Genomic DNA, 23,405 nt, shown 5'->3' on the forward strand with positions numbered 1-23,405 from the left:
GCAACACATGAACGATACGCCCGAACGCGCCCAGCGTGAGTCGATCATCCTGCGGGTCCTGTGGATGCTGGTGTTCCTGGTAGTCTGGCAACTGGCCGAATTGCTGCTCGGCGGCCTGGTGCTGGTGCAACTGATCTACCGCCTGGTGTATGGCGCGCCCAGCGCCAGCCTGATGAACTTCGGCGACAGCCTGAGCCAATACCTGGCGCAGATCGGCCGCTATGGCAGCTTCCACACTGAGCAGAAGCCCTGGCCGTTTGCCGACTGGCCAGCACCGCGTGCTCCGGAAGGCGAGGCGCCGCATGCCGTGGCCCCGGCCCCGCACCCGGTGCGGGACGAGGAACCCAAGCTGTGAAGCTGTGGGTGCTGCGCCACGGTGAGGCAGAGCCGCGGGCCAATACCGATGCCGAGCGCCGCCTGACCGCCCATGGCCGCGAGCAGGTGCTGCACAGCGCTGCTCGCCTGTTGGGGCAGCCGTTGCAGGCGATCATCGCCAGCCCCTACGTGCGCGCCCAGCAAACGGCCGCGCTGGTGCATGACACGCTGGGTTTCAGGGAGCCGGTGCGCACCGTGCCCTGGCTGACGCCAGAGCATGATGTGCAGCAGGTGATCGGCGAAATCGAACGGCTGGGCCTGGAGCATGTACTGCTGGTCAGCCACCAGCCGCTGGTAGGCACCTTGGTTGGCGCGCTGGAGCATGGTCATCAGCAGCAACCGGCGGCCATGAGCACTGCCAGCCTGGCGGAGCTGGAAGGGGATTGGCCACTGGCCGGGCTGATGACCCTCCGGGCGATCAACCCACCGGTGTGATGCCCCCGCAGATCGACAAGGCAACTGGCATTTTTGTCAGTTGTCGCACTTGATGGCCTCTTGCTAGCGTTGCCTCAAAGCAATCAGGCAGGGAGCAACGGATGAGCGGTGACATGCGGGAGCTGTTGAGTTCCCTTGACCTGCAACCCACCGTAGACAAAGTGGGGCAAGGTATTGCGCTGGACTTTGCCCAGTACAGCCTGCTGCGCGATTCGGCCGACGCCAAGCTCTACCAACTGCTGCACAAGGTCAACGGCAACGGCAAGCTGGAACCTGCTACCAGGCAGCAAAGCGAGCAAGACCTGCGCACGCTTCAGGACGCCTGCCTGCGAGTCTCCCACCTGCTGCAAACCAGTTGTCTGGCGTTGCGCCGCCTGCAGCTGGACTTTCAGGACCAGCGCCTGGCCCGTGAGGCGTTGGAAAGCCAGTTGGCCTACATGCAGGCCTGCTTGCGCCGGTCTCTGGCCAGCTTTGACCGCTCGGCGTGACCTGATAGCCCTCGTCGATGACCTTTCCGGATGTTGCTCAATGGCGTCCCGATGCCGACAATGAGCCATCATCTTCCGTCTGGACCAGGCGCCATGTCGCAGCAGATCTTCTTCGCTCATGCCAACGGTTTCCCTTCGGCCACGTATGGCAAGCTGTTCGCTGCCCTGGCGCCGGACTACCAGGTGCAGCACCTGGCCCAGCATGGGCACGATCCGCGCTTTCCGGTAGACGACAACTGGCAGAGCCTGGTCGATGAACTGCTGCATCACCTGGCACAGCAGGACCAGCCCATCTGGGGGGTCGGGCACTCGCTGGGCGGGGTGTTGCACCTGCACGCTGCATTGCGTCGTCCTGAGTACTACCGCGGGGTGGTAATGCTCGACTCGCCGGTGCTTACCCGTGCTGACCAGTGGCTGCTGCGCACCGCCAAGCGTTTTGGCTTCATTGACCGCATCACGCCCGCCGGGCGCACGCTGGGGCGACGCGAAGTCTTTAGTGACCGCGACAGTGCCCGGGACTACTTTGCCGGCAAATCACTGTTTCGCCATTTTGACCCAGACTGCCTTGAAGCCTATGTCGAACATGGCTTGCAGGCGATGGAGCAGGGACTGCAATTGCGCTTCGATCCCGCCACCGAAATCAGTATCTACCGCAGCATCCCGCACACCAGCCCCGCGCCTGCCCGGCAGTTGCAGGTGCCGCTGGCCATGGTGCGCGGCCAGCGCAGCAACGTCATTCGCCGTCACCACACCCTGGCGGTGCGCGGCATGCCCAAAGGCGAATATCACAGTGTGCCCGGCGGGCACATGTTCCCGTTGGAGCGCCCGACCGACACCGCCAGCCTGATCAAGGGCCTGTTCGACCGCTGGAGCCAGGTATGAGCGCGCAGGTGGAGGAAGTCCGTCTGAGCCTGGGCCATATCGAACTGGCGGCTCACCTGTTCGGCCCCGAAGACGGGCTGCCGGTGATTGCCCTGCATGGCTGGCTGGATAACGCCAATAGCTTCGCCCGCCTGGCGCCGCAACTGAAGGGCCTGCGGATCGTCGCCCTGGACCTGGCCGGGCACGGTTACTCGGAACATCGCCCGCCTGGCGCCGGCTATGCCTTGGCCGACTATGCCCACGACGTGCTGCGGGTTGCCGAGCAGCTGGGTTGGCAGCGTTTCGGCCTGCTAGGCCATTCGCTGGGCGCAATCATTTCGGTACAACTGGCCGGCGCCTTGCCCGACCGGGTCAGCCAGCTGGCGCTGATCGACGGGGTCATCCCGCCAACCGGTGCCGAGCAGGACGCTGGCGAACGGTTAGGGATGGCCCTGCAAGCCCAGCTGCGGCTGGATGGCAAACGCAAGTCGGTGTACGCCACCCTGGAAGAAGGCGTGCATGCCCGGATGAAAGGCATGGTCGCGGTCAGCCGTGAGGCTGCCGAATTGCTGGCGCAACGTGGCCTGATGCCAGTGCCCGGGGGTTACAGCTGGCGCAGTGACAGCCGCCTCACCCTGCCATCGCCGGTGCGCCTGAGTGAAGCCCAGGCCATGGCCCATGTGCGCCGGGTGTGTTGCCCGGCGCTGTTGGTGGTGGCCGCCGAAGGTATGCTGGCGCGCCACGCCGCGTTGCTGGAGCAGCTACCCTTTGAGCAGGCGACGCTGCCCGGTGGCCATCACCTGCACCTGAATGACGAGCAGGGCGCGGCCCTTGTCGCAGACTGTATCAATCGCTTCTTTGGCTTTGCTTGACTTGCACCGGACAAGTGTCGAGGCTTGGCGGGTTGAACAGGGAGACAACCATGCAACTGCCAGACATCCTGGAGCTTCATTTCGGCGCCGCGCGCCGCCTGGTTCGCCAATGAGCGCGCCTGTTGCCATCCGTAATGCTGTCGTCGCCTGCCTGGCGCTTGCCAGCCCGGTATTGTGGGCCGGCAGCCTGCCGGTGCCGGTGGACGCAAAGGTTGTTGACCAGCGCCCGGCCGTGGAGCAGGAACGCGTCTACCCCATGGGCCCGCTGCGCAAGATCAGCGGTCGTCTGCGGGTCGATAACAAAGTCGAGAGCCGGGGGCAGGTCAGCTCGGTCACCTACGAACTGCCGGTCGAACGCACAGCCCGTGAAGCCTTCACCAGTGCCCGCGAAGCACTGCAGCGTGATGGGGGTTACCCATTGTTCTGGTGCCAGGGTCGCGATTGCGGCGAGGCCAGCCTGTGGGGCAACGATGTGTTCGCCAATGCCCGCCTCAACGGTGGTGACGAGCAGCAGGCGTTCATCCTGCTACGCCGCTCGGCAGCCGAGGCCGACACGCTGGTCGCGCTGTACAGCGTTACCCGCGGCAACCGCCGCGCCTACCTGCATGTGGAGGAGTTCGTCGCCGCCAGCCCGCTGGGCGAGCTTCTGCCAACCGCCGCCACGGTGCTGCGCGAAATGCGCGACACCGGCAAACTCGACTACCCTGACCTTGCGGCGCCGCAAGACGCCTGGGTGAACCTGCTGGCCCGCAGCCTGAACCTCGACAGCACCTTGCGCGCCAGCCTCAGCGGCGCCCAGGCTGAAGCCTGGCGTGAGGCGCTGGTCAAGGCAGGCGTACGCAATGGCCGCCTTGAAGTCGGCAGCGCACCCACCGATGGCCTGCACCTTGAATTGATCCGTTGAACGAGCGCCACCATGGTTAACAATGACCGCCTGCTGATCCAGATTCTGCTGCTGGCCTTGCTGGGTGCCGGCCTTTGGGTGATGGCACCGTTCATTTCTGCATTGCTGTGGGGGGCTATCCTGGCTTTTGCCAGCTGGCCGTTGATGCGCTTGCTGACGCGTGTGCTGGGCGGCCGTGAAACCCTGGCGGCCAGCCTGCTGACCACGGCCTGGATACTGATCGTGGCACTGCCGCTGGTGTGGCTGGGGTTCAACCTGGCCGATCATATTCGCGATGCTACGGCGTTTGTGCGTGACGTGCAGGTCGACGGGCTGCCCGATGCGCCGGCCTGGCTGGGTGGCATTCCATTTGTGGGCGAGCGCCTGGTCAACGGGTGGCAATCCCTGGACCAGCAGGGCGCAGCCCTGCTGGCCTCGGCCAAGCCCTACTTCGGGCAAGTGGGCAACTGGTTGCTGGCGCGCAGTGCGCAGATTGGCAGCGGCGTGCTGGAACTGACCCTGAGCCTGGTGTTCGTGTTCTTCTTCTACCGCGACGGGCCGCGCCTGGCAGCATTCGTGCTGCGCTTGCTGCACCGCCTGGTGGGCGAGCGCGCCGAGTATTACCTGGAACTGGTAGCCGGTACCGTTCAGCGGGTGGTCAACGGGGTAATCGGCACGGCGGCTGCGCAGGCCGCGCTGGCGCTGATCGGCTTTCTGATCGCGGGGGTACCCGGCGCGATCGTGCTGGGCCTGGTGACCTTCATGCTCAGCCTGATCCCCATGGGCCCGCCACTGGCCTGGATCCCGGCCACTGCCTGGCTGGTGTGGAAGGGCGAATACGGCATGGCGGTGTTCCTGGGTATCTGGGGCACCTTCGTCATCAGCGGCGTGGACAACGTGCTCAAGCCCTACCTGATCAGCCGTGGCGGCAACCTGCCGCTGGTGATCGTGCTGCTGGGCGTATTCGGAGGCTTGCTTGCCTTTGGTTTCATTGGCCTGTTCATCGGCCCGACCTTGCTGGCGGTAGGTTACAGCCTGCTGCTGGACTGGAGCCGTAACGCGGCGCAACAGCCGCCACAACAGTAAGTCCGCGCCGGCCTCTTTGCGAGCGTGCCCGCGAAGAGGCCGTTACAGGCAGACCCAGCGCTGATCTTTACGCATTCTTTATCCCCACGCCCATCCCCCGATCTCGCCCCTTTACGCCCCTCCCTCGGACAATTTCCCCAAAGCGGCCCAAGCCGTACCACGGGGAGATCCACACATGAACATGCTCGACGGGCTGTCACTGCTGCTGGCAGTGGCCTTGGCGTTTTATCTGCTGGTGGCGCTGCTGCGCGCCGATCGCAGCTAGGGAGCGGCCATGCACAGTTACGATTTCGCCTTGCTCCTGGCGTTCTTTGCCATCGTGCTGCTACCCGCACCCTGGCTTGGGCGGTTCTACTTCAAGGTCATGGAAGGCCAGCGCACCTGGCTGTCGCCGCTACTCGGCCCGGTCGAGCAAGCCTGCTACCGGCTGGCGGGCGTGAACGCCATCCAGGAGCAGAACTGGCGGCAGTACACCCTGGCCCTGCTGGCCTTCAACCTGGTCGGGTTCCTGCTGCTGTTCGCCGTGCTGCTGTTGCAGGGGTACCTGCCGCTCAACCCGCAGCACCTGCCAGGCCAGGAATGGTCGCTGGCGTTCAACACCGCCGTCAGTTTCGTGACCAACACCAACTGGCAGGCCTACAGCGGTGAAGCGTCGGTCAGCTACCTGAGCCAGATGCTCGGCCTGACCGTGCAGAACTTTGTCAGTGCTGCCACCGGCCTGGCCGTGCTGGTGGCGCTGTGCCGTGGCATTGCCCGGCGCAGCGCGTCGACGCTGGGCAACTTCTGGGTCGACATGACCCGTGCCACCCTCTACGGCTTGCTGCCGCTGTGCGTGCTGCTGGCGCTGTTGCTGGTCTGGCAGGGCGTACCGCAGACCTTTGCCGACTATGCCCATGCGCTGACCTTGCAAGGTACTGACCAGACCATTCCACTGGGCCCGGCCGCCAGCCAGATCGCTATCAAGCAATTGGGTACCAATGGCGGCGGCTTCTTCGGCGTCAACTCGGCGCATCCGTTCGAAAACCCTACGGCCTGGAGCAACCTGTTCGAGGTGGCTTCGATCATTCTCATTCCGGTGGCCCTGGTGTTCACCTTCGGCCACTACGTGAAGGACTTGCGCCAGAGCCGCGCCATCCTGGCCTGCATGCTTGCCCTGTTCCTGATCGGTGGCAGCACGGCGTTGTGGTCCGAGCATCAACCCAACCCGGCGCTGCAGAGCCCACAGGTGCAGCAGACTGCACCCCTGGAGGGCAAGGAAAGCCGCTTCGGCACCACCGGTTCGGTGCTGTGGACGGTCACTACCACCGCGGCCTCCAACGGTTCGGTCAATGCCATGCACGACAGCCTGAACCCGCTGACCGGCATGGTGGCGATGGTCAACATGATGGTCGGCGAGGTGATATTCGGCGGCGTCGGCGCGGGTCTCTACGGGATGCTGCTGTTCGTCCTGATCGCGGTATTCCTGGCCGGGCTGATGATTGGCCGCACCCCGGAGTACCTGGGTAAAAAGCTGCAGGCCCGTGAGGTGCAGTTGCTGGTGGCGACCCTGCTGGTGATGCCGGTCGGCGTCCTGATACTCGGCGCCATTGCCGCCAGCCTGCCAGGCCCGGCGGCGGCGGTCAGCAACCCGGGGGCGCACGGTTTCAGCCAACTGCTGTACGCCTACACCTCGGGCACTGCCAACAATGGCTCGGCCTTCGCCGGTTTCGGTGCCAACACGGTGTACCACAACCTGATGATCGGCCTGGCCATGCTCATTGGCCGCTTCGGCTACATCCTGCCAATCCTGGCCCTGGCCGGCAGCCTGGCGGCCAAGAAGAGTGCGCCACAGGGGCAAAACAGCTTCCCCACCCACGGCCCGCTGTTCACCGGCCTGCTGCTGGTGACCATCTTGCTGGTCGGCGGCCTGACCTTCCTGCCGACCCTGGCCCTTGGGCCAATCGCCGAACACCTGAGCCTGGGTTTTTGAGGACCGATCATGAACATGCCCATTCCTGAAGTGAATACCCGGCACACTGCCAAGGACCAGACGCGCTTTGCCGCGCTGTGGCGCCCGGCGCTGGTGCAGGCGTTTGTCAAACTCGACCCGCGCCAGCTCAAGCGCTCGCCGGTGATGCTGGTGGTGGCCCTGACCGCAGTGCTCACCACCGTACTGTGCTTCGCCCCTGGCAATGGCGTGAGCACGGGTGTTGCCGTGCAGATCGCACTGTGGCTGTGGTTTACCGTGCTGTTCGCCAACTTCGCCGAGGCCCTGGCCGAAGGCCGTGGCAAGGCCCGCGCCGACAGCCTCAAGGCCGGTAGCCAAGGCCTGACTGCCCAGCGTCGCCAGCGGGATGGCAGTTACGAGACGGTTGCTGCCAGCGCGCTGCGCAAGGACGACGTTGTGCGCGTGGTCGCCGGCGAGATGATCCCCGGTGACGGCGAGGTGCTTGAAGGCATCGCGGCCGTCAACGAGGCCGCCATTACCGGCGAGTCCGCCCCCGTGATCCGCGAGTCCGGCGGCGACCGCTCGGCGGTGACCGGCAATACGCGGCTGGTCTCCGACTGGCTGCTGATCCGCATTACCAGCAACCCGGGCGAGTCGACCCTGGACCGCATGATTGCCCTGGTCGAAGGTGCCAAGCGGCAAAAGACCCCCAACGAGATCGCCCTCGACATCCTGCTGATCGGCCTGACGCTGATCTTCCTGATCGTGGTGGTGACTTTGCAGCCGTTCGCCCACTTTGCGGGTGGCAGCCTGCCGTTGATCTTCCTGGCCGCGCTGCTGGTGACGCTGATTCCCACCACCATCGGCGGCCTGCTGTCGGCCATCGGCATTGCCGGTATGGACCGGCTGGTGCGGCTGAACGTCATCGCCCGCTCGGGTCGCGCGGTCGAGGCCGCCGGTGACGTGCATACACTGATGCTCGACAAGACCGGCACCATCACCTTCGGCAACCGCCGCTGCAGCGCGCTGCATGCTGCGCCAGGTATCACCGCTCGCGAATTGGGTGAGGGCGCCTTGCTGGCCTCTCTGGCCGACGACACCGCCGAAGGCAAGTCGATTGTCGAATACCTGCGCCAGCTCCATGAGTTTGTCGAACCGGCGGCCGGGCAGTTCGACGCTGTGGCCTTCAGTGCCGAGACACGCCTGTCAGGCATCGACTATCAGCAGCACCGCTACCGCAAGGGTGCCGTCGATGCCGTGCTGGCATTTGTCGGCATGCAACGCCTGGAAATGCCCCCGGCGTTGGCCCGCGAAGTGGAGCGGATTGCCCAGAGCGGTGGTACGCCGCTGCTGGTGTGTATCGACAAGCGCCTGCTTGGCGTGATCCACCTCAAGGATGTGGTAAAGCCCGGCATCCGCGAGCGCTTCGCCGAGCTGCGCAAGCTGGGCATCCGCACGGTGATGGTGACCGGCGACAACCCGTTGACTGCCGCCGCCATCGCCGCAGAAGCGGGCGTGGATGACGTATTGGCAGAGGCCACCCCCGAGAAGAAGCTGGCGCGTATCCGCCAGGAGCAGAACGACGGCCGCCTGGTGGCCATGTGCGGCGACGGCGCCAACGACGCCCCGGCACTGGCCCAGGCCGATGTGGGTATGGCCATGAACGACGGCACCCAGGCCGCGCGCGAGGCGGCCAACATGGTCGACCTGGACAGCGACCCGACCAAACTGCTGGATGTGGTGCAGGTGGGCAAGGAATTGCTGGTGACCCGTGGTGCGCTGACCACGTTCTCCATTGCCAACGACGTGGCCAAGTACTTCGCCATCCTGCCAGCGCTGTTCGCCGCCATCTACCCACAGTTGGGCGTGCTCAACCTGATGCAGCTGGCCAGTCCGCAGAGCGCGATCCTGTCGGCCATCGTGTTCAATGCACTGATCATCATCGTGCTGATCCCGCTGGCGTTGCGTGGCGTACGCGTGCAGGCGGCCAGTGCCGCGCACCTGTTGCGGCGCAACCTGCTGATCTACGGGCTGGGCGGCATTGTGGTGCCGTTTGCCGGGATCAAGCTGATCGACCTGCTGCTCAATGCCCTGAACCTGGTCTGAGGAGGCCGCCATGAATGCTTATGTACGCCCGGCTTTAAGCCTGGCCCTGTTGATGACGCTGGTGACCGGCGCACTGTATCCGCTGGCAGTAACCGGCATCGCCCAGGTTGTTTTTCCGGAACAGGCCAATGGCAGCCTGGTGCGGGATGACCAGGGCCAGGTGCGCGGTTCGGCGTTGATCGCGCAGGATTTCAAGGGGGATGGCTGGTTCCATGCGCGGCCTTCGGCAGGCGCTTTTGCCACGGTGGCCAGCAGTGCCAGCAACCTTTCGCCTAGCAACCCGGCGCTGGCCGAGCGGGTCAAAGGGGAGGCGGCTAGCCTGTACCAGGCGCAGCAGGGGCCGGTGCCGCAGGCGTTGTTGACCACCTCGGGCAGCGGCCTCGACCCGCACCTGCCACCGGAGGCCGTGGCCTATCAGATCCCACGGGTGGCGGCGGCGCGTCAACTGCCGGTGGAACGCTTGCAAGCCTTGCAGGAAGAGGCCACCCTCCACCCATTGATCGGCCCACCGGTGGTCAATGTGCTGGCGTTGAACCAGGCCTTGGAAAAGCTCGCAATTACCAAATGAATTGAAGCGGTAGCAGGGACCCTGTGGGAGCGGGTTCACCCGCGAATGCGATGGTGCTGCCAGCAACGCATTCGCGGGTGAACCCGCTCCCACAGGTACGGTGCTTGCCCCTGAAATAGCAAAGGATGAAACATGAGTGATTCCGCCCGCGCAGATGCGCTGTTGGCTAACCTCCCGCGCACCGGCCGGGGCCGGCTGAAGGTGTTTCTTGGCGCCGCGCCCGGCGTGGGCAAGACCTTCGCCATGCTCCAGGCCGCCCACGCCCAGCAACGCCAGGGCGTGCAGGTACTGGCAGGCGTTGTCGAAACCCACGGCCGCGCGGAAACCGAAGCGCTGCTTGCAGGTCTCCAGCAGCAACCTCTGCTGCGCAGCCAGTACCGCGACGTCACCCTTGAAGAAATGGACCTCGACGGCCTGCTCAAGGCCGCGCCAAAACTGGCCCTGGTGGACGAACTGGCCCACACCAATGCCCCCGGCAGCCGCCACGCCAAGCGCTGGCAGGACGTACAGGAACTGCTGGCCGCTGGCATCGACGTGTACACCACGGTCAACGTCCAGCATCTGGAAAGCCTCAACGACAAGGTGCGTGACATCACTGGCGTACAGGTGCGTGAAACCCTGCCGGACTGGGTGCTGCAGGAAGCCTTCGAACTGGTGCTGATCGACCTGCCACCCCGCGAACTGCTCGAACGCCTGCGTGAAGGCAAGGTTTACGTGCCCGAGCAAGCGCGGGCGGCCATCGATGCGTACTTCTCGCAAACCAACCTCACCGCCTTGCGCGAACTGGCCATGCAAACTGCCGCCGCACAGGTCGATGCCGACCTCGCCGACGGCTATCGCCAGCGTGGCCAAGAGGCCCCGGCCTTGCGCGGGCGGCTTCTGGTAGGCGTGGACGGCGACGACCAGGCCGAACGCCTGGTGCGACATGCCAGCCGCGTGGCGCAACGCCGTCACCTGCCCTGGAGCCTGGTGCATGTGGACAACGGCCGCTTGCGCGACGAAACCGCGCGTCACCGCTTGCAGGCCGCGCAGCAGCTGGCCGAGCGCCTGGGCGGCGAGGTGGTGCTGCTAAGGGCTGGCGAAGTGGCGCGCACGTTGATCCAGCATGCCGCCGAACGGCGGGCCAGCCTGGTGCTGGTGGGGCAGTCCCGTGACCGCCTGCGTCGTCGCCTGTTCGGTGCCGGTGTGGCTGCGCGGCTGCTGCGCGAAAGCCATGGGCTGGAAATCAACGTGCTGGACCGCGACGTGCAGCCGCAAGCACCGCGGTCGGCGGTGCGGCGGGTGTGGGTGTGGCGCCACTACCTGCTGGCGCTGCTGGCCACGGTCATGGCGGCGGGGCTGGCCTGGGCGGTGTCGAGTGTGTTGGCGCTGCCCAACATCTCGCTGGTGTTTCTGGCTGCGGTGTTGCTGGTGGCGGTGCGCAGCAGCCTGGGGCCTGCGCTGGCGTGCGCCGCGCTATCGTTCCTGACATACGATTTTTTGTTCATTCCACCCAATTTCTCGTTCAGCATCCAGCGCGAAGAAGACGTGCTGACCCTGGTGTTCTTCCTGCTGATGGCCGCGCTTACCGGCAATCTGGCTGCACGCCAGCGCCGCCAGTTGCAGGCGCTACGCGAAACCCAGGCGCAGACCAGCCAGCTGCTCGACTTGTCGCGCCGACTGACCGTGGCCACCGACCGCCAGGCCGTGTTCAGCGCTGCGGGCCAGCACCTGGACGGCTGGCAGGACATGCAGGTGTGCCTGCTGGAGCGCAACCCCGAAGGCCAGCTGCAGGTGGCCAGCGGCGAAGCCCACGCCTTCAGCGACACCGAACGGGCTGCCGCCGATTGGGCCTGGCAGCACGGCCAGGCCGCTGGCCATGGCAGCGACACCTTACCCAATGGCCGCTGGTGGTGGTGGCCGCTGGCGGTGGACGAACAGCCTTTGGCACTGCTGGGGGTGCGCCCGCGCAACGGGCAGCCGCTCAACGACCCACGCCGGCGCCTGCTGACGGCCCTTGGCCAGCCACTGGCTCAGGCCCTGGCCCGCGCCCGCCTGGCCGAGCAGTTGGAGGCTGCGCGCCTGCATGGCGAAACCGAGCAGCTGCGCAGCGCCTTGCTGGCGTCTGTCTCCCACGACCTGCGCACGCCGTTGACCGCCATGCGCGGCAGTATCGACAGCCTGCTGGCGTTGGGCGAAGCGATCCCGCCTGAAGACCGCCGCGAGCTGTTGGAGGGCACACGCAACGAGGCCGAACGCCTCGACCGCTATATCCAGAACCTGCTGGACATGACCCGCCTGGGCCATGGTGGCCTCAAGCTTGCACGCGACTGGGTAGCCCCGGCCGACATCGTTGGCAGTGCGCTCAACCGCTTGCGCGTGGTGCTGGCGCCGCTGCGGGTGCACACCGACGTGCCGGCCGAGCTGCCCTTGCTGTTCGTGCATGCGGCGCTGATCGAACAGGCGCTGGTCAACGTGCTGGAAAACGCCGCACGCTTCTCCCCGGGCAATGGTCGGCTTGAGCTGCAAGTGGCCGTGCATGAAGACCAGTTGCGCTTTACCGTCAGCGACCAGGGCCCTGGCATTCCGGTCGCCGACCGCGAGAAGATCTTCGACATGTTCTATACCGCTGCCCGTGGTGACCGCGGCGGGCAGGGCACAGGCCTGGGCCTGGCAATCTGCCAGGGCATGATCGGCGCCCATGGCGGGCAGATTCTGGTGGGCGAAGGCATCGATGGCCAGGGCACCGGCATCACTTTATGCTTGCCGCTACCCCCTCAACCTGAAGCTGAAAGCGAAACCCCATGAGCCAGTCCGCCACGCTGTTGGTCATCGACGATGAACCGCAGATCCGCAAGTTCCTGCGCATCAGCCTGGCCTCGCAGGGCTACAAGGTGCTCGAAGCTGCTACCGGCCAGGAAGGGCTGGCCCAGGCTGCTCTGGGCAAGCCGGACCTGGTGGTGCTCGACCTGGGCCTGCCGGACATGGACGGCCAGCAGGTGCTGCGAGAGCTGCGCGAATGGAGCGCGGTGCCGGTGATGGTGCTGTCGGTGCGCGCCAGTGAGGTGCAGAAGGTGGATGCGCTGGACGGCGGGGCCAACGATTACGTGACCAAGCCGTTTGGCATCCAGGAATTTTTGGCGCGGGTGCGGGCCTTGCTACGCCAGGTGCCACAGGCCGGGGGCTCGGAAGTGGCAGCCAGCTTTGGGCCGTTGACCGTGGATTTTGCCTTTCGCCGGGTAACCCTCGACGGTGTGGAGGTGGCGTTGACGCGCAAGGAGTATGCCTTGCTGGCGCTATTGGCCGGGCACCCAGGGCGGGTGATTACCCAGCAGCAACTGCTCAAGGATGTCTGGGGGCCTACGCATGTGGAGAATACCCACTACCTTCGGATCGTGGTCGGGCATCTGCGGCAGAAGCTGGGCGATGACCCCACGGCGCCACGGTTTATCATCACCGAGGCAGGGGTGGGGTACAGGTTGGTGGCGCCGCCCATCTAACTCCCCCTTGCGGCAGCATACTGGCTGTGCCGTTGATCGCGGGCAGTTACGTCCGCAAGGGGCGTCAGGCTCTGGGTGGCTCCTTCTCGAAGAGCTGGCGCGTGACCTCCAGGTAACGCCTGGCACCGAGGCCCAGCGGCCGTGACTTGATCCAGATGATGTCCACCCATAAGCGCAGGCGGCTGGCCATGTTGTCGAACCTCACTTCTGCCAGTGCACCCGAAGCAATCAGCGGTTCAACCAACGGCTGCGGCAGGTAGGCCCAGCCCAGCCCGGACTGCACCAGGTCCAGCGTGGCCAGGTAGCTGTCGGTCAGCCAGATGCGCCGCGACAGCACCATGCGTGGGTCCGAGCCGGTGGCCTTGCCTGAGGCCACGATGATCTGCCGTTGTTCGGCAAAGGCCTCCTCAGGCAATGGCGTGCCGCTGTTCTGCCCGGCCGGATGGCGTGGTGAAGCGACGGCCACCAGCAGTTGGCTACCGGCTTCGAGGAACGACTCACGTTCGTCGATGCCAGGCCGCTCGAACACCAGTGCCAGTTGCACACTGCCGTCATGCAAAAGGCGAATGGCTTCGGTCTGGGTGGCCGAACGTACCTCGATTTCCAGGCTGGGAAACGCTTGGGCGAGGGTCTCCAGTGGCTGGCTCCAGCGGCCGGTCTGCAGCTCGGGCGCCATGGCGATGGTCAGGCGCTTTTCCAGGCCTTGGTGCAATTGCAGGGCTTGGGCATCCAGCAGGTTGAGCTGGCAGATCACCTGCCTGGCCTGGGGCTCCAGCGCCAGGGCGGCGCTGGTGGGCAAGGCTTTGCGTGTGGCCCGGTCGAACAGCGGCAGGTCCAGCTCGGCTTCCAGTTGGGCGATTGCCATGCTCACGGCCGAAGGCACACGGCCCAGCTTGCGCGCTGCGGCGGAGAACGAGCCGGCATCCAGCACCGCGAGGAAAGTTGCCAGGGAGTCGCTGGTAAAGGCCATTGTCAGTAAACCTGATGATGATCAGCTTTTGTTGCTGAAAATTATGAACATTAATGCGCGTACAGGACAGCCCTCAATGGAGATGAGCATGCAGAGACCAACCGCGTGGCATGTCACTCACTGGCGTACAGACCCGTTCAGCCTCGGTGCCTACAGCGCGCTGCTGGCAGGAGGAACGCCGCAGCATCGAAGTGCCCTGGGCCACGTACTGCAAGAGCGCCTGGTCATTGCCGGAGAAGCCTGTAACACCCGCGCGCCAGCCATGGCACATGGTGCCTGGAATGATGGCCTGCGTGCCGCCGAGGCAGCCTTGAGTGCTGGCGCGCGCAAGGTGATCGTGATCGGGGCGGGATGTGCAGGCCTGGCTGCCGCACAACGCCTACGGGCGCAGGCCATCGATTGCACTGTGCTGGAGGCACGGGGGCGAACAGGTGGGCGTACGCATTCTGTCGATCTGGGTGGTGTGAAGGCGGATGAAGGTGCTGCATGGCTTCAGCATTTCGCTGAAAACCCGTTGGCCGCTTTTGCGCAGCAACATGGGTTGGCTTGTGTCGAGACCGACTTCAGCCGCCCGCTTGCAGCCGCAAGAGGCGGGGTACTGCCCGATGTCGACGCTGCCTGGATTGCCTTGACCCAAAGTATTGATCGGCGGCTGCCCTTGTCTGAAGCGATCACCGGCTACATGGCCACACTCGACCCTGCGCGCACGCGCGCCACGCAGTTCGCCATCGACGCCAACCTTGTACTGGAGGCGTGTTTGCCAGTGGAGCAGCTGTCGGTCAGTGCGCTGGACGAAGAGGGGGTCGGGCATGGCGATCGCATGCTGCCAGGTGGTTACAGCGAGCTTGTCGACTTGCTGGCAAAAAATCTGGATATCCGCCTGAACACGCCGGTAACCCACATCGACTGGTCGAGCGCGCGCGTCAAAGTGAATGGAGAGGTGTGCGACTTCTGCATTTGCACAGTCCCTGTGGGGGTGTTGAAAGCATTGCACTTCACCCCTGCATTACCTGAAACACAGCAGCAAGCCCTGGTACATCTGGGCATGGGCAAGCTGGAGAAGGTGATTCTGCAGTTCGATGAGCGTTGGTGGCCTTGTTCACCCTCTGGCTACCTGCGCTGGTATGACGTACCTGCCAGTTGGGGGGAGTGGCTGGACCTGACCGATGCCGTAGGCAAGCCCACCATTGCCGGGCTGATCGCCGCCGACGCGATCGAGCGGCAGTTCAGCGGGCGCACGGACGAACAGATCGCCATGGCAGCCACTGAGGCATTGCAGGCGTGGGCCGCAGCCATCGGGCCCACGCCGTGATAGTTACAGGCCTTCGCCCAGCACCCGGTCAATGCTGTCGACAAAGTAGTCCACGCTCGCCCGGGTGGTGCACATTGGTGGCTTGATCTTGAGGATGTTCAGGTAGTCGCCGGTCGGCTGCATGAAGATGCCCAGGTCACGCAGGCGATTGCACAGCGTCATGGTTTCTGCGGTGGCCGGCTCCAGGGTTGTGCGATCGCGCACCAGCTCCAGCCCCAGGTAGAAGCCCGAGCCATGTGCCGCGCCAGCCAGCGGGTGCTTGTCGACCAGCGCCTGCAGGCGGGCCTTGAAGTAGCGGCCGGTGTCGCGGGCGTTGTCCCACAGGCCTTCTTCCTGCATCACATCCAGCACCGCCATGCCAATGCGGCAGCTGACGGGGCTGCCACCGGCCGAGGAGAAGAAGTAGCCCTCGGCTTCCAGCGCCTCGGCGATTTCACGGCGGGTGATGACCACGCCCAGTGGCTGGCCGTTGCCCATGCCCTTGGCCATGGTGATGATGTCGGGCACCACACCCTGTTCCTCGAAACCCCAGAAGTATTCGCCCAGGCGACCATAACCCACCTGTACTTCGTCGGCGATGCATACCCCGCCACGGGCGCGGACCTTGGCGTAGGCATCGCGCAAGTAGCCGGCCGGTAACGAGATGCCCCCGGCATTGCCGTACACCGGCTCGCAGATGATACCCGCCAGCTGGCGGTTACGGGCATCGAGGTCAGCCAGTTTGGCGTCGACGTCCTGCAGGTAGTCGGCGGCGCTATCGGGCCCGCGGAAGCGGCCGCGGAAGGTGTTCGGCGCTTCGACCGGGTGTACCCAGTCCGGGCGGGTTTCCAGGGCTTGCGGGTTGTCGGCGATCGACGTGGAGATGGCATCGGTGGCCACCGACCAGCCGTGGTAGGCCTCCAGCACACTGAGCAGGTCACGCCCGCCGCTGTAGGCCCAGGCCAGGCGGATGGCCAGGTCGTTGGCTTCGGTACCGCTGTTGACCATGAACACCCGGTCGAAACCTTCGGGGGCCAAGTCCAGCAGCCGTTCGGAGAACTCGGTGATGGCTGCGTAGTGAAACCGCGAGTTGGTGTTCAGCAGTGACCACTGTCGTGCCGACTCGGCGACCATGCGGGGGTGGCCATGGCCCAGTACCGCGACGTTGTTCAGCATGTCGAGGTAAGAGCGGCCCTGCATGTCGATGAGGTAGTTGCGCCAGCCGCGTTCGATGTGGGGTGGCTGCGCGTAGTAGTGCTTCTGCGAACGGGCGAAGCTGGCATCGCGGCGTGCCAGCAGGGCCTGCGGATCAGGCAGCGGATCGGCATCGCAATCGAAGCCCAGCAGTGCGGCTGGTGACGGGCACAGCGCCAGCCAGGCGGCAGCCTGGGACGGGGTGGCGAAGAATGGCGGCTGAATGCAGTTGTCCAGGCACAGCTGCACGCTGAGGAAACCGCAGCTGATGCCCAGCGACTGGCCTTGTTCAACGGCCAGGCCATTTGCCGGGGCATTTTCCAGACCCTGCAGCCACAAGGCCCAGTGCGCGGTGCGCAGGCAGCCACGGCCATCCCCATGGCGATGCCAGGTGCCCGCTGCCGGCGCTTGCACCGCGCTACCGTTGGCTACATGCAGCTCTACGCCAAGGGCGCAGGTGGCTGGCTCCTCGGGGCGGTCGATATGGGTTTGCGACAGGCGATACTGCCCGTGCAGGCTGCAGGCCGGGGCAGGGTGCAGGGTTAGCAGGCGTTGGTCGAAGCCGGGTTGCTCCCAGTTGCCCGCTTCACAATGCTTGCTGAGCACACCGAGGTCAATGCGCGTCACAGGGTGCCCCGCCAGTTCGGGCAGCAGGGGCGTGCAGCCGTTCAGGTCTGGCGTGGCGGGTTGCACGCCGGCAGCCTGCAGGATGGCCGCTTGCATGAGTGCGAAAGGCACGGCGGTAGCGGTGTCGAAAATTTCCCACTCATGGGCCACGTTGTCGCGGGTGTACTGGTTACCCGGGTCCACGGCCAGTTGCTGCGCGCTACTCAGCACCAACACTGCCGCGCGGTTTAGTACCAGAGGCCACAGGGCACGCAGCTCGGCGTCGGTCAGCGGGTTGAGCGCCTGGTAGGCGCTGACCGCCGGCAGGACCCGCAGCGGGTCGCCTTCGGCGTGGTGCAGCAGTGCTGCACAGGTCACTGACAGGTCGGCGATGCGCCAGGTGCGCAGCAGGTCGCCGAAGTCGATCACCCCTTGCAACTGCCACTGGCGCTCGCCGTCAAGGGCCCACACGGTGTTGTCGTCGGTGATGTCCAGATGCACGGCCTGGCTTGGCAGTTGCTCGGCAAGCGGGGCGAGGTGTTGGGCGGCGACGCCGGTGGCGTGTTCGATGCGGGCGCGTTGCTCGCTGTTGTCCAGTACGGGCAGCAGGTGCTGGATCAACGCCTGGGCGTGTTGCGGGTCCCATTGCAGGGTGCGCGCAAGGCCGGGGTGGTCGAAGTCGGCCAGGGTGCTGTCGAGCCGCGCACACAGCCTGCCCATTTCGGCCATCAGCTGCGCCGGCATGTGCTTGAGGCGCGTCAACGGTTGACCTTCGATGTAGTCGAGCAGGCGCACGCGCAGTGGTTGGCCATCAATCTCCACGGCCAGCAAGTTTTCGCCGCTGTGCGCCGCACGTACGGCAGGCACCGACAGGCCGTGCTCACGCAAATAGGCGAGGGCGGCATGCTGCGCCTCCAGCTCCAGCTTTGCGTAGCTGCCATGGCAGGCCTTGAGTACGAACTGCCCTTGGGCCGTATCGACCCGGAAGTTCAGGTCCTGCTGGCTGCCCAGTGCCGACAACCCACCGGCAACGCCGTAGTGCATCTGCAACAAGGCATGTGCCTGGGTTTCGCTGAGCGTGGGGCCGGGCAGGCTGGCGCGCTGGATCATCTGCTCAAGGGCAGGGGAGACGTTCTTTTGTGGATAACTGGGCATGGGCTCTACCGTTGAAGCAGGAGTGACAGCAGCGACTGTATGCCCGATCTGACTGATGATGAAAGACGATCGTGATCAGAAATCCTGATAAGTGGCGGCCCTTTGCCACAGCCGCAGGTTGATGTTTGTGTTTGGTAAGCATTACCATTTGCGTTCTGTTTCACATCCTCCGCGCTGTCAGGAATTATCCCATGCCTTCCCGTGTCCCCTCGCGTCCCGCATTACTGGCGATCTGCTGTTCCGTAACCCTGATGGCGCAGGCTGCAGAACCGATCCAGCTGGAGGCGACCGATGTCAGCGCCGATGCCCTGAAAGCGCGCCCCGACGCATTGCCCGACGAGTTTGCCGGCGGCCAGGTGGCCCGTGGCGGGCGAATGGGCGTGCTGGGTAACCAGGACTACATGGATGTGCCCTTTACCATGACCAGCTATACCGCCAAGGTGATCGAAGACCAGCAGGCGGAAGACATCGGTGACGTCCTGGCCAACGACCCCTCGGTGCGTGAATCATTCGGCTTCGGTAACCAGTCCAAGGTCTTCGTGATCCGGGGGTTGCCGCTGGCCGGCGATGATATTTCCTTCAATGGCCTGTACGGCATCTTGCCGCGGCAGATCATGTCCACCGACGGCGTCGAGCGGGTCGAAGTGTTCAAGGGGCCCAATGCTTTCCTCAATGGCGTGAGCCCGACCGGCACGGGCCTGGGCGGCAACGTCAACCTGCAGCCCAAGCGCGCCGGTGATGAGCCGACCCGCCGCTACACCCAGGACATCAGCGCCGATGGCCGTATTGGCGAGCACCTGGATATCGGCCAACGCTTCGGTGAGGACAACCGTTTCGGCGCGCGCCTGAACCTCAGCCAACGCGAAGGTGAAACTGCCGTGGATGACCAGGACCAGCGCACCAAGCTGTTCACCGCTGGCCTGGACTACCGTGGCGACAACTTCCGCGTGGCGACTGACATCGGCTACCAGAAACAGCGCATCAACCATTTGCGCAATTCCGTGCGCCTGGGCAGTACCACGACCAAGGCCCCGACCGCGCCGGACGCCAGCCACAACTATGGCCAGAGCTGGAGCTACAGCGAGTCGGAAGATACCTTCGGCATGGTCCGTGGCGAATGGGACCTGAGCGACAACTGGACCGCCTACCTCGCCGGCGGCGCCCGGCACACGCGCGAGCAGGGCACCTACGGTACCCCGGTACTGGTCGGCAACAGCGGTGCAGCGACGATGACCCCTTCGGACATCGTGCACGGTGAAGACAACACCAGCTTCAGTACTGGCCTGAATGGGCGCCTGCAGACCGGGCCGATCAGCCACCAGATCGCCTTGGGGGCCAATACCATGTGGACCCAGGCGGAAAACGCCTACACCTTCTATTCGCCGGTCAGCACCAACATCTACGACGGCGTGCAAAAGGCCAAGCCGGGCACTGTCACCAGCACGGGTGGCGAAATGGGTGACCCCGGTGTTACCGGCAAGACCCGCGCGCGGAGCATCGCCATTTCCGACACCATTGGCGTCTTCGATGATCGCCTGTTGCTGACTTACGGCTTGCGACGGCAGCAGCTGCGGGTGGAAAGCTATACTTACGATGGCACGACCTCTCAAGGGCAGGCCAACCTGGCGAATGACGGCAGCCGCAAAGGCGACCCGTATGAGGAGTCGATCACCACACCGGTGTATGGCATCGTGTTCAAGGCCACCGACAGCATTTCCTTGTATGCCAACCGCATCGAAGGCCTGGCTCAGGGGCCAACGGCGCCAGCCAATGTGTCCAATGCCAACGAGATGTTCCCGCCAGGCCGCACCAAGCAGCTTGAGGCTGGTATCAAGTTCGACCGACAGACCTTTGGTGCGAACCTGGGCGTATTCCGTATCGAGAAGCCTTCAGACGGCTATACGTTGAACAATGTCTTCATTCGCGACGGTGAACAGGTCAACAAAGGCCTGGAGTTGAGCCTGTTCGGCGAGCCGGTCCAGGGTCTGCGCCTGATGGCTGGCGGCACGCGCATGACCTCGGAGCAGAAAAAAACTGCCAACGGCAGCAACGATGGCAACCATGCCATTGGCGTGCCGACGTTCCAACTCAATGCCAGCGTCGACTGGGACGTGCCTGGTGTACCTGGGCTGGCGCTGAATGCGAGGATGCTGCGCACCGGTGGCCAGTTCGTCGATGCGGCGAACAACGTCAGTTTGCCGACCTGGAACCGTTTCGATGCCGGTGCCCGTTACAAGTTGAAGGTAGCGGAGAAAGACCTGACCCTGCGGGTGAATGTGGAAAACCTGACAGACAAGAACTACTGGGCCTCGGCTAACGGTGGTTACCTGACCCAGGGCGATCCGCGACTGCTGAAGTTCTCCGGCACCATTGACTTCTGATAATCCGGGCGGTGGTGGTGCGGTGTCGCGTAAATCGAGCGCCGCCCGCGCGGCGCTGGATCTGCAACGTGCAACAAGGAGCGAGGCAAACACGCACCCCTACGAAACTTCAACCTCTAAAAACGCCGCCTCCAACAACTGTCGCGTGTACGGGTGCTGCGGCGCATGGAAGATCGCCTGCGCATCCCCTTGTTCAACCACCTGCCCATGCTTGATCACCATCAACTGGTGGCTCAGCGCCTTGACCACCGCCAGGTCATGGCTGATGAACAGGTAGGTCAGGTTGTACTTCTGCTGCAGACTGCGCAGCAACTCGACCACCTGCCGCTGCACGGTACGGTCCAGCGCTGACGTGGGTTCATCCAGCAGAATCAGTGCTGGTTTCAACACCAGCGCCCGGGCAATGGCGATGCGCTGGCGCTGGCCGCCGGAAAACTCATGGGGGTAGCGGTGGCGTGTGCGGGGGTCCAGGCCTACCTCCTCCAGGGCCGCGATAATCGCTGCTTCCTGTTCCTGCGCGGTGCCAATGCCGTGAATGCGCAGCCCTTCGCCCACAATGTCCGCCACGCACATACGCGGGCTCAGGCTGCCAAACGGATCCTGGAACACCACCTGCATTTCCCGCCGCAGCGGCCGCACGGCCTTCTGGTTCAGCCCTTGCAAGTCCTGCCCATGGAAACGGATGCCTCCCTGGCTGGAAATCAGCCGCAGGATCGCCAGACCGAGCGTTGACTTGCCCGACCCGGACTCCCCGACAATCCCCAGCGTTTGCCCTTGGGGCAAGCTGAAGTTGACCCCGTCCACGGCCTTTACATGGTCAACCGTGCGCCGCAGCAGCCCCTTCTTGATCGGGAACCACACCTTGAGATCATCCACCTCCAGCAGTGGCGCGCCGACCGGGTTGTGGGCCGGCAGCCCGCTGGGCTCAGCATTGATCAGCATCTGTGTGTAGTGGTGCTGTGGCGCGCTGAACAGCGTGGCACATTCGGCTTGCTCGACAATTTGCCCGCGCTGCATCACGCACACGCGGTGGGCGATGCGACGCACCAGGTTCAGGTCATGGCTGATCAGCAGCAGCGCCATGCCCAGGCGCGCCTGCAGTTCCTTGAGCAGGTCGAGAATTTTCAACTGCACGGTCACGTCGAGCGCCGTGGTCGGCTCATCTGCAATCAGCAGTTCCGGCTCGTTGGCCAGTGCCATGGCGATCATCACCCGTTGGCGTTGCCCGCCCGACAGCTCATGGGGCAGGGCCTTCAAGCGCTTGTGCGGCTCGGGAATGCCGACCAGATCCAGTAGCTCCAGGGTGCGAGCGGTCGCTTCCTTGCCGCTCAGGCCCTTGTGCAGCAAAAGGATTTCGTTGATCTGCTTCTCGATGCAGTGCAGCGGGTTGAGCGAGGTCATCGGCTCCTGGAAGATCATCGCGATGCGGTTGCCTCGGATTCGCTGCAAGGTCTTCTCGTTCTGCTGCAGCAGGTCCTTGTCCTGGTAACGGATGCTGCCGCTGGGGTGGCGGGCCAAGGGGTAGGGCAGCAGGCGCAGGATCGAGTGCGCGGTGACCGATTTGCCCGAGCCGCTTTCGCCCACCAGCGCCAGTGTCTCGCCTTTGCGGATATCGAAGCTGATGCCGTCTACCACCCGGTTGATCTGGTCCCCGGTCACGAACTCCACTGCCAGGTCCCGCACTTCGATCAGGTTCTGTTCACTCATGTCACTTCCTCGGGTCGAAGGCATCGCGGGCGGATTCGCCGATGAACACCAGCAGGCTCAGCATCAGCGCCAGCACCGCAAAGGCGCTGATGCCCAGCCATGGCGCTTGCAGGTTGGACTTGCCCTGGGCTACCAGTTCGCCCAGCGATGGCGAACCGGCGGGCAGGCCGAAGCCGAGGAAGTCCAGGGCAGTGAGGGTGCCGATAGCGCCGGTGAGAATGAACGGCATGAAGGTCATCGTCGAGATCATGGCGTTGGGCAGGATATGGCGGTACATGATTGCGCCGTTGCGCATGCCCAGGGCACGGGCGGCGCGCACGTATTCCAGGTTGCGCCCGCGCAGGAACTCGGCGCGGACCACATCCACCAGGCTCATCCACGAGAACAGCAGCATGATACCCAGCAGCCACCAGAAGTTAGGCTGCACGAAGCTGGCCAGGATGATCAGCAGGTACAGCACCGGCAGGCCCGACCAGATTTCCAGGAAGCGCTGCCCGGCCAGGTCGACCCAGCCGCCATAGAAGCCCTGCAAGGCGCCGGCGATGACGCCGACGATGGAGCTGGCCACCGTCAAGGTGAGGGCGAACAGTACCGAAATGCGAAAGCCGTAGATTACCCGCGCCAGCACGTCTCGGCCCTGGTCGTCGGTACCCAGCCAGTTATCGGTCGAGGGCGGAGCGGGGGCGGGCACGCGCAGGTCGTAGTTGATGCTTTGATAGCTGAACGGGATTGGCGCCCACAGCACGAAGCTGTCTTTCTTCGCCAGCAGTTCGCGGATGTACGGGCTTTTGTAGTTGGCCTCCAGCGGGAATTCGCCGCCGAAGGTGGTTTCCGGGTAGCGCTTGAACGCCGGGAAGTACCATTCACCGTCGTAACGCACGGCAACGGGCTTGTCATTGGCGATCAGCTCAGCGCCCAGGCTCAGGCCGAACAGGATCAGGAACAGCCACAGCGACCACCAGCCACGGCGGTTTGCCTTGAAACGCTCGAAGCGCCGGCGGTTGAGGGGGGACAAGGCCAT

At 64.6% G+C, this 23,405-nt stretch carries 19 protein-coding genes; 15 read left to right on the forward strand and 4 right to left on the reverse strand.

Annotated features, from left to right (window positions below):
* Positions 1-7: 7 nt before the first annotated feature.
* The 13 genes from J3A71_RS09850 to J3A71_RS09910 all read left to right on the forward strand — a co-directional run bounded on the left by J3A71_RS09850 (position 8) and on the right by J3A71_RS09910 (position 13,080).
* Positions 8-355 (forward strand): DUF4389 domain-containing protein, encoded by a 348-nt coding sequence (locus J3A71_RS09850; RefSeq protein WP_016498711.1) that lies wholly within the window; start codon positions 8-10, stop codon positions 353-355.
* Positions 352-810 (forward strand): phosphohistidine phosphatase SixA, encoded by a 459-nt coding sequence (gene sixA / locus J3A71_RS09855; RefSeq protein ID WP_016488262.1) that lies wholly within the window; start codon positions 352-354, stop codon positions 808-810. Before J3A71_RS09850 ends, sixA begins: the two co-directional genes overlap by 4 nt.
* Before the next feature lie 101 nt (positions 811-911).
* Positions 912-1,298: a hypothetical protein gene (locus J3A71_RS09860; RefSeq protein ID WP_023048239.1), complete on the forward strand. Its 387-nt coding sequence runs from the start codon at positions 912-914 to the stop codon at positions 1,296-1,298.
* 93 nt (positions 1,299-1,391) lie between these two features.
* Positions 1,392-2,180 carry an alpha/beta hydrolase gene (locus J3A71_RS09865; RefSeq protein ID WP_016488260.1) on the forward strand — a complete coding sequence of 263 codons (789 nt, stop codon included), beginning with the start codon at positions 1,392-1,394 and terminating at the stop codon, positions 2,178-2,180.
* A complete protein-coding gene (locus tag J3A71_RS09870) occupies positions 2,177-3,031 on the forward strand; it encodes an alpha/beta hydrolase (RefSeq protein ID WP_096426559.1) in 855 nt (284 codons plus the stop codon). Before J3A71_RS09865 ends, J3A71_RS09870 begins: the two co-directional genes overlap by 4 nt.
* Before the next feature lie 109 nt (positions 3,032-3,140).
* A complete protein-coding gene (locus J3A71_RS09875; RefSeq protein ID WP_016488258.1) occupies positions 3,141-3,935 on the forward strand; it encodes a DUF4892 domain-containing protein in 795 nt (264 codons plus the stop codon).
* A gap of 12 nt (positions 3,936-3,947) precedes the next feature.
* Positions 3,948-5,000: an AI-2E family transporter gene (locus J3A71_RS09880; protein ID WP_016488257.1), complete on the forward strand. Its 1,053-nt coding sequence runs from the start codon at positions 3,948-3,950 to the stop codon at positions 4,998-5,000.
* 175 nt (positions 5,001-5,175) lie between these two features.
* Positions 5,176-5,265, forward strand: a complete 90-nt coding sequence (gene kdpF / locus J3A71_RS09885; protein ID WP_003251485.1) for a K(+)-transporting ATPase subunit F — start codon at positions 5,176-5,178, stop codon at positions 5,263-5,265.
* A 9-nt stretch (positions 5,266-5,274) separates the two neighbouring features.
* Positions 5,275-6,969: a potassium-transporting ATPase subunit KdpA gene (kdpA, locus tag J3A71_RS09890; protein WP_096426558.1), complete on the forward strand. Its 1,695-nt coding sequence runs from the start codon at positions 5,275-5,277 to the stop codon at positions 6,967-6,969.
* 9 nt (positions 6,970-6,978) lie between these two features.
* Positions 6,979-9,033 carry a potassium-transporting ATPase subunit KdpB gene (gene kdpB, locus J3A71_RS09895; RefSeq protein ID WP_016488255.1) on the forward strand — a complete coding sequence of 685 codons (2,055 nt, stop codon included), beginning with the start codon at positions 6,979-6,981 and terminating at the stop codon, positions 9,031-9,033.
* 10 nt (positions 9,034-9,043) lie between these two features.
* A complete protein-coding gene (gene kdpC / locus J3A71_RS09900; protein WP_095115688.1) occupies positions 9,044-9,601 on the forward strand; it encodes a potassium-transporting ATPase subunit KdpC in 558 nt (185 codons plus the stop codon).
* Positions 9,602-9,733: 132 nt separating this feature from the next.
* Positions 9,734-12,388: a sensor histidine kinase KdpD gene (locus J3A71_RS09905; protein ID WP_016488253.1), complete on the forward strand. Its 2,655-nt coding sequence runs from the start codon at positions 9,734-9,736 to the stop codon at positions 12,386-12,388.
* Positions 12,385-13,080, forward strand: coding sequence for a response regulator (locus tag J3A71_RS09910; protein WP_016488252.1), 696 nt, complete (start codon positions 12,385-12,387; stop codon positions 13,078-13,080). The genes J3A71_RS09905 and J3A71_RS09910 overlap by 4 nt, the downstream gene beginning before the upstream one ends.
* Before the next feature lie 64 nt (positions 13,081-13,144).
* Here J3A71_RS09910 and J3A71_RS09915 read toward each other — a convergent pair whose 3' ends face one another.
* Complete coding sequence (locus tag J3A71_RS09915; RefSeq protein ID WP_016488251.1) at positions 13,145-14,050, reverse strand: LysR family transcriptional regulator; 906 nt, start codon at positions 14,048-14,050, stop codon at positions 13,145-13,147.
* A 76-nt stretch (positions 14,051-14,126) separates the two neighbouring features.
* Between J3A71_RS09915 and J3A71_RS09920 the strand changes: the two genes are divergently transcribed.
* Complete coding sequence (locus J3A71_RS09920) at positions 14,127-15,362, forward strand: NAD(P)/FAD-dependent oxidoreductase (RefSeq protein WP_016488250.1); 1,236 nt, start codon at positions 14,127-14,129, stop codon at positions 15,360-15,362.
* A gap of 3 nt (positions 15,363-15,365) precedes the next feature.
* Here the strand turns inward: J3A71_RS09920 and J3A71_RS09925 are convergent, their stop codons facing one another.
* Positions 15,366-18,296, reverse strand: a complete 2,931-nt coding sequence (locus tag J3A71_RS09925) for an aminotransferase (protein WP_096426557.1) — start codon at positions 18,294-18,296, stop codon at positions 15,366-15,368.
* A 191-nt stretch (positions 18,297-18,487) separates the two neighbouring features.
* Here J3A71_RS09925 and J3A71_RS09930 point away from each other — a divergent pair, with 191 nt between their 5' ends.
* On the forward strand, positions 18,488-20,677 hold the full coding sequence (locus J3A71_RS09930) for a TonB-dependent siderophore receptor (protein ID WP_031311971.1): 2,190 nt from the start codon (positions 18,488-18,490) through the stop codon (positions 20,675-20,677).
* 99 nt (positions 20,678-20,776) lie between these two features.
* Here the strand turns inward: J3A71_RS09930 and J3A71_RS09935 are convergent, their stop codons facing one another.
* Together J3A71_RS09935 and J3A71_RS09940 are read right to left on the reverse strand one after the other, a co-directional pair.
* The gene (locus tag J3A71_RS09935) at positions 20,777-22,384 is read right to left on the reverse strand and encodes an ABC transporter ATP-binding protein (RefSeq protein ID WP_016488247.1); all 1,608 of its coding nucleotides are present in this window, start codon (positions 22,382-22,384) and stop codon (positions 20,777-20,779) included.
* Position 22,385: 1 nt separating this feature from the next.
* Complete coding sequence (locus J3A71_RS09940; protein WP_016488246.1) at positions 22,386-23,405, reverse strand: ABC transporter permease; 1,020 nt, start codon at positions 23,403-23,405, stop codon at positions 22,386-22,388.

The sequence above is a fragment of the Pseudomonas sp. PvP089 genome (genome assembly GCF_017875165.1).
Classification (GTDB): Bacteria; Pseudomonadota; Gammaproteobacteria; order Pseudomonadales; family Pseudomonadaceae; genus Aquipseudomonas; species Aquipseudomonas fortuita.

What these genes read in the sequence shown, in the direction of transcription:
- J3A71_RS09850 (WP_016498711.1), top strand. Translation starts at nt 8, where the DNA reads ATGAACGATACGCCCGAACGCGCCCAGCGTGAGTCGATCATCCTGCGG.
- J3A71_RS09860 (WP_023048239.1), top strand. Translation starts at nt 912, where the DNA reads ATGAGCGGTGACATGCGGGAGCTGTTGAGTTCCCTTGACCTGCAACCC.
- J3A71_RS09865 (WP_016488260.1), top strand. Translation starts at nt 1,392, where the DNA reads ATGTCGCAGCAGATCTTCTTCGCTCATGCCAACGGTTTCCCTTCGGCC.
- J3A71_RS09870 (WP_096426559.1), top strand. Translation starts at nt 2,177, where the DNA reads ATGAGCGCGCAGGTGGAGGAAGTCCGTCTGAGCCTGGGCCATATCGAA.
- J3A71_RS09875 (WP_016488258.1), top strand. Translation starts at nt 3,141, where the DNA reads ATGAGCGCGCCTGTTGCCATCCGTAATGCTGTCGTCGCCTGCCTGGCG.
- J3A71_RS09880 (WP_016488257.1), top strand. Translation starts at nt 3,948, where the DNA reads ATGGTTAACAATGACCGCCTGCTGATCCAGATTCTGCTGCTGGCCTTG.
- kdpF (WP_003251485.1), top strand. Translation starts at nt 5,176, where the DNA reads ATGAACATGCTCGACGGGCTGTCACTGCTGCTGGCAGTGGCCTTGGCG.
- kdpA (WP_096426558.1), top strand. Translation starts at nt 5,275, where the DNA reads ATGCACAGTTACGATTTCGCCTTGCTCCTGGCGTTCTTTGCCATCGTG.
- kdpB (WP_016488255.1), top strand. Translation starts at nt 6,979, where the DNA reads ATGAACATGCCCATTCCTGAAGTGAATACCCGGCACACTGCCAAGGAC.
- kdpC (WP_095115688.1), top strand. Translation starts at nt 9,044, where the DNA reads ATGAATGCTTATGTACGCCCGGCTTTAAGCCTGGCCCTGTTGATGACG.
- J3A71_RS09905 (WP_016488253.1), top strand. Translation starts at nt 9,734, where the DNA reads ATGAGTGATTCCGCCCGCGCAGATGCGCTGTTGGCTAACCTCCCGCGC.
- J3A71_RS09910 (WP_016488252.1), top strand. Translation starts at nt 12,385, where the DNA reads ATGAGCCAGTCCGCCACGCTGTTGGTCATCGACGATGAACCGCAGATC.
- J3A71_RS09915 (WP_016488251.1), bottom strand. Translation starts at nt 14,050, where the DNA reads ATGGCCTTTACCAGCGACTCCCTGGCAACTTTCCTCGCGGTGCTGGAT.
- J3A71_RS09920 (WP_016488250.1), top strand. Translation starts at nt 14,127, where the DNA reads ATGGAGATGAGCATGCAGAGACCAACCGCGTGGCATGTCACTCACTGG.
- J3A71_RS09925 (WP_096426557.1), bottom strand. Translation starts at nt 18,296, where the DNA reads ATGCCCAGTTATCCACAAAAGAACGTCTCCCCTGCCCTTGAGCAGATG.
- J3A71_RS09930 (WP_031311971.1), top strand. Translation starts at nt 18,488, where the DNA reads ATGCCTTCCCGTGTCCCCTCGCGTCCCGCATTACTGGCGATCTGCTGT.
- J3A71_RS09935 (WP_016488247.1), bottom strand. Translation starts at nt 22,384, where the DNA reads ATGAGTGAACAGAACCTGATCGAAGTGCGGGACCTGGCAGTGGAGTTC.
- J3A71_RS09940 (WP_016488246.1), bottom strand. Translation starts at nt 23,405, where the DNA reads ATGGCCTTGTCCCCCCTCAACCGCCGGCGCTTCGAGCGTTTCAAGGCA.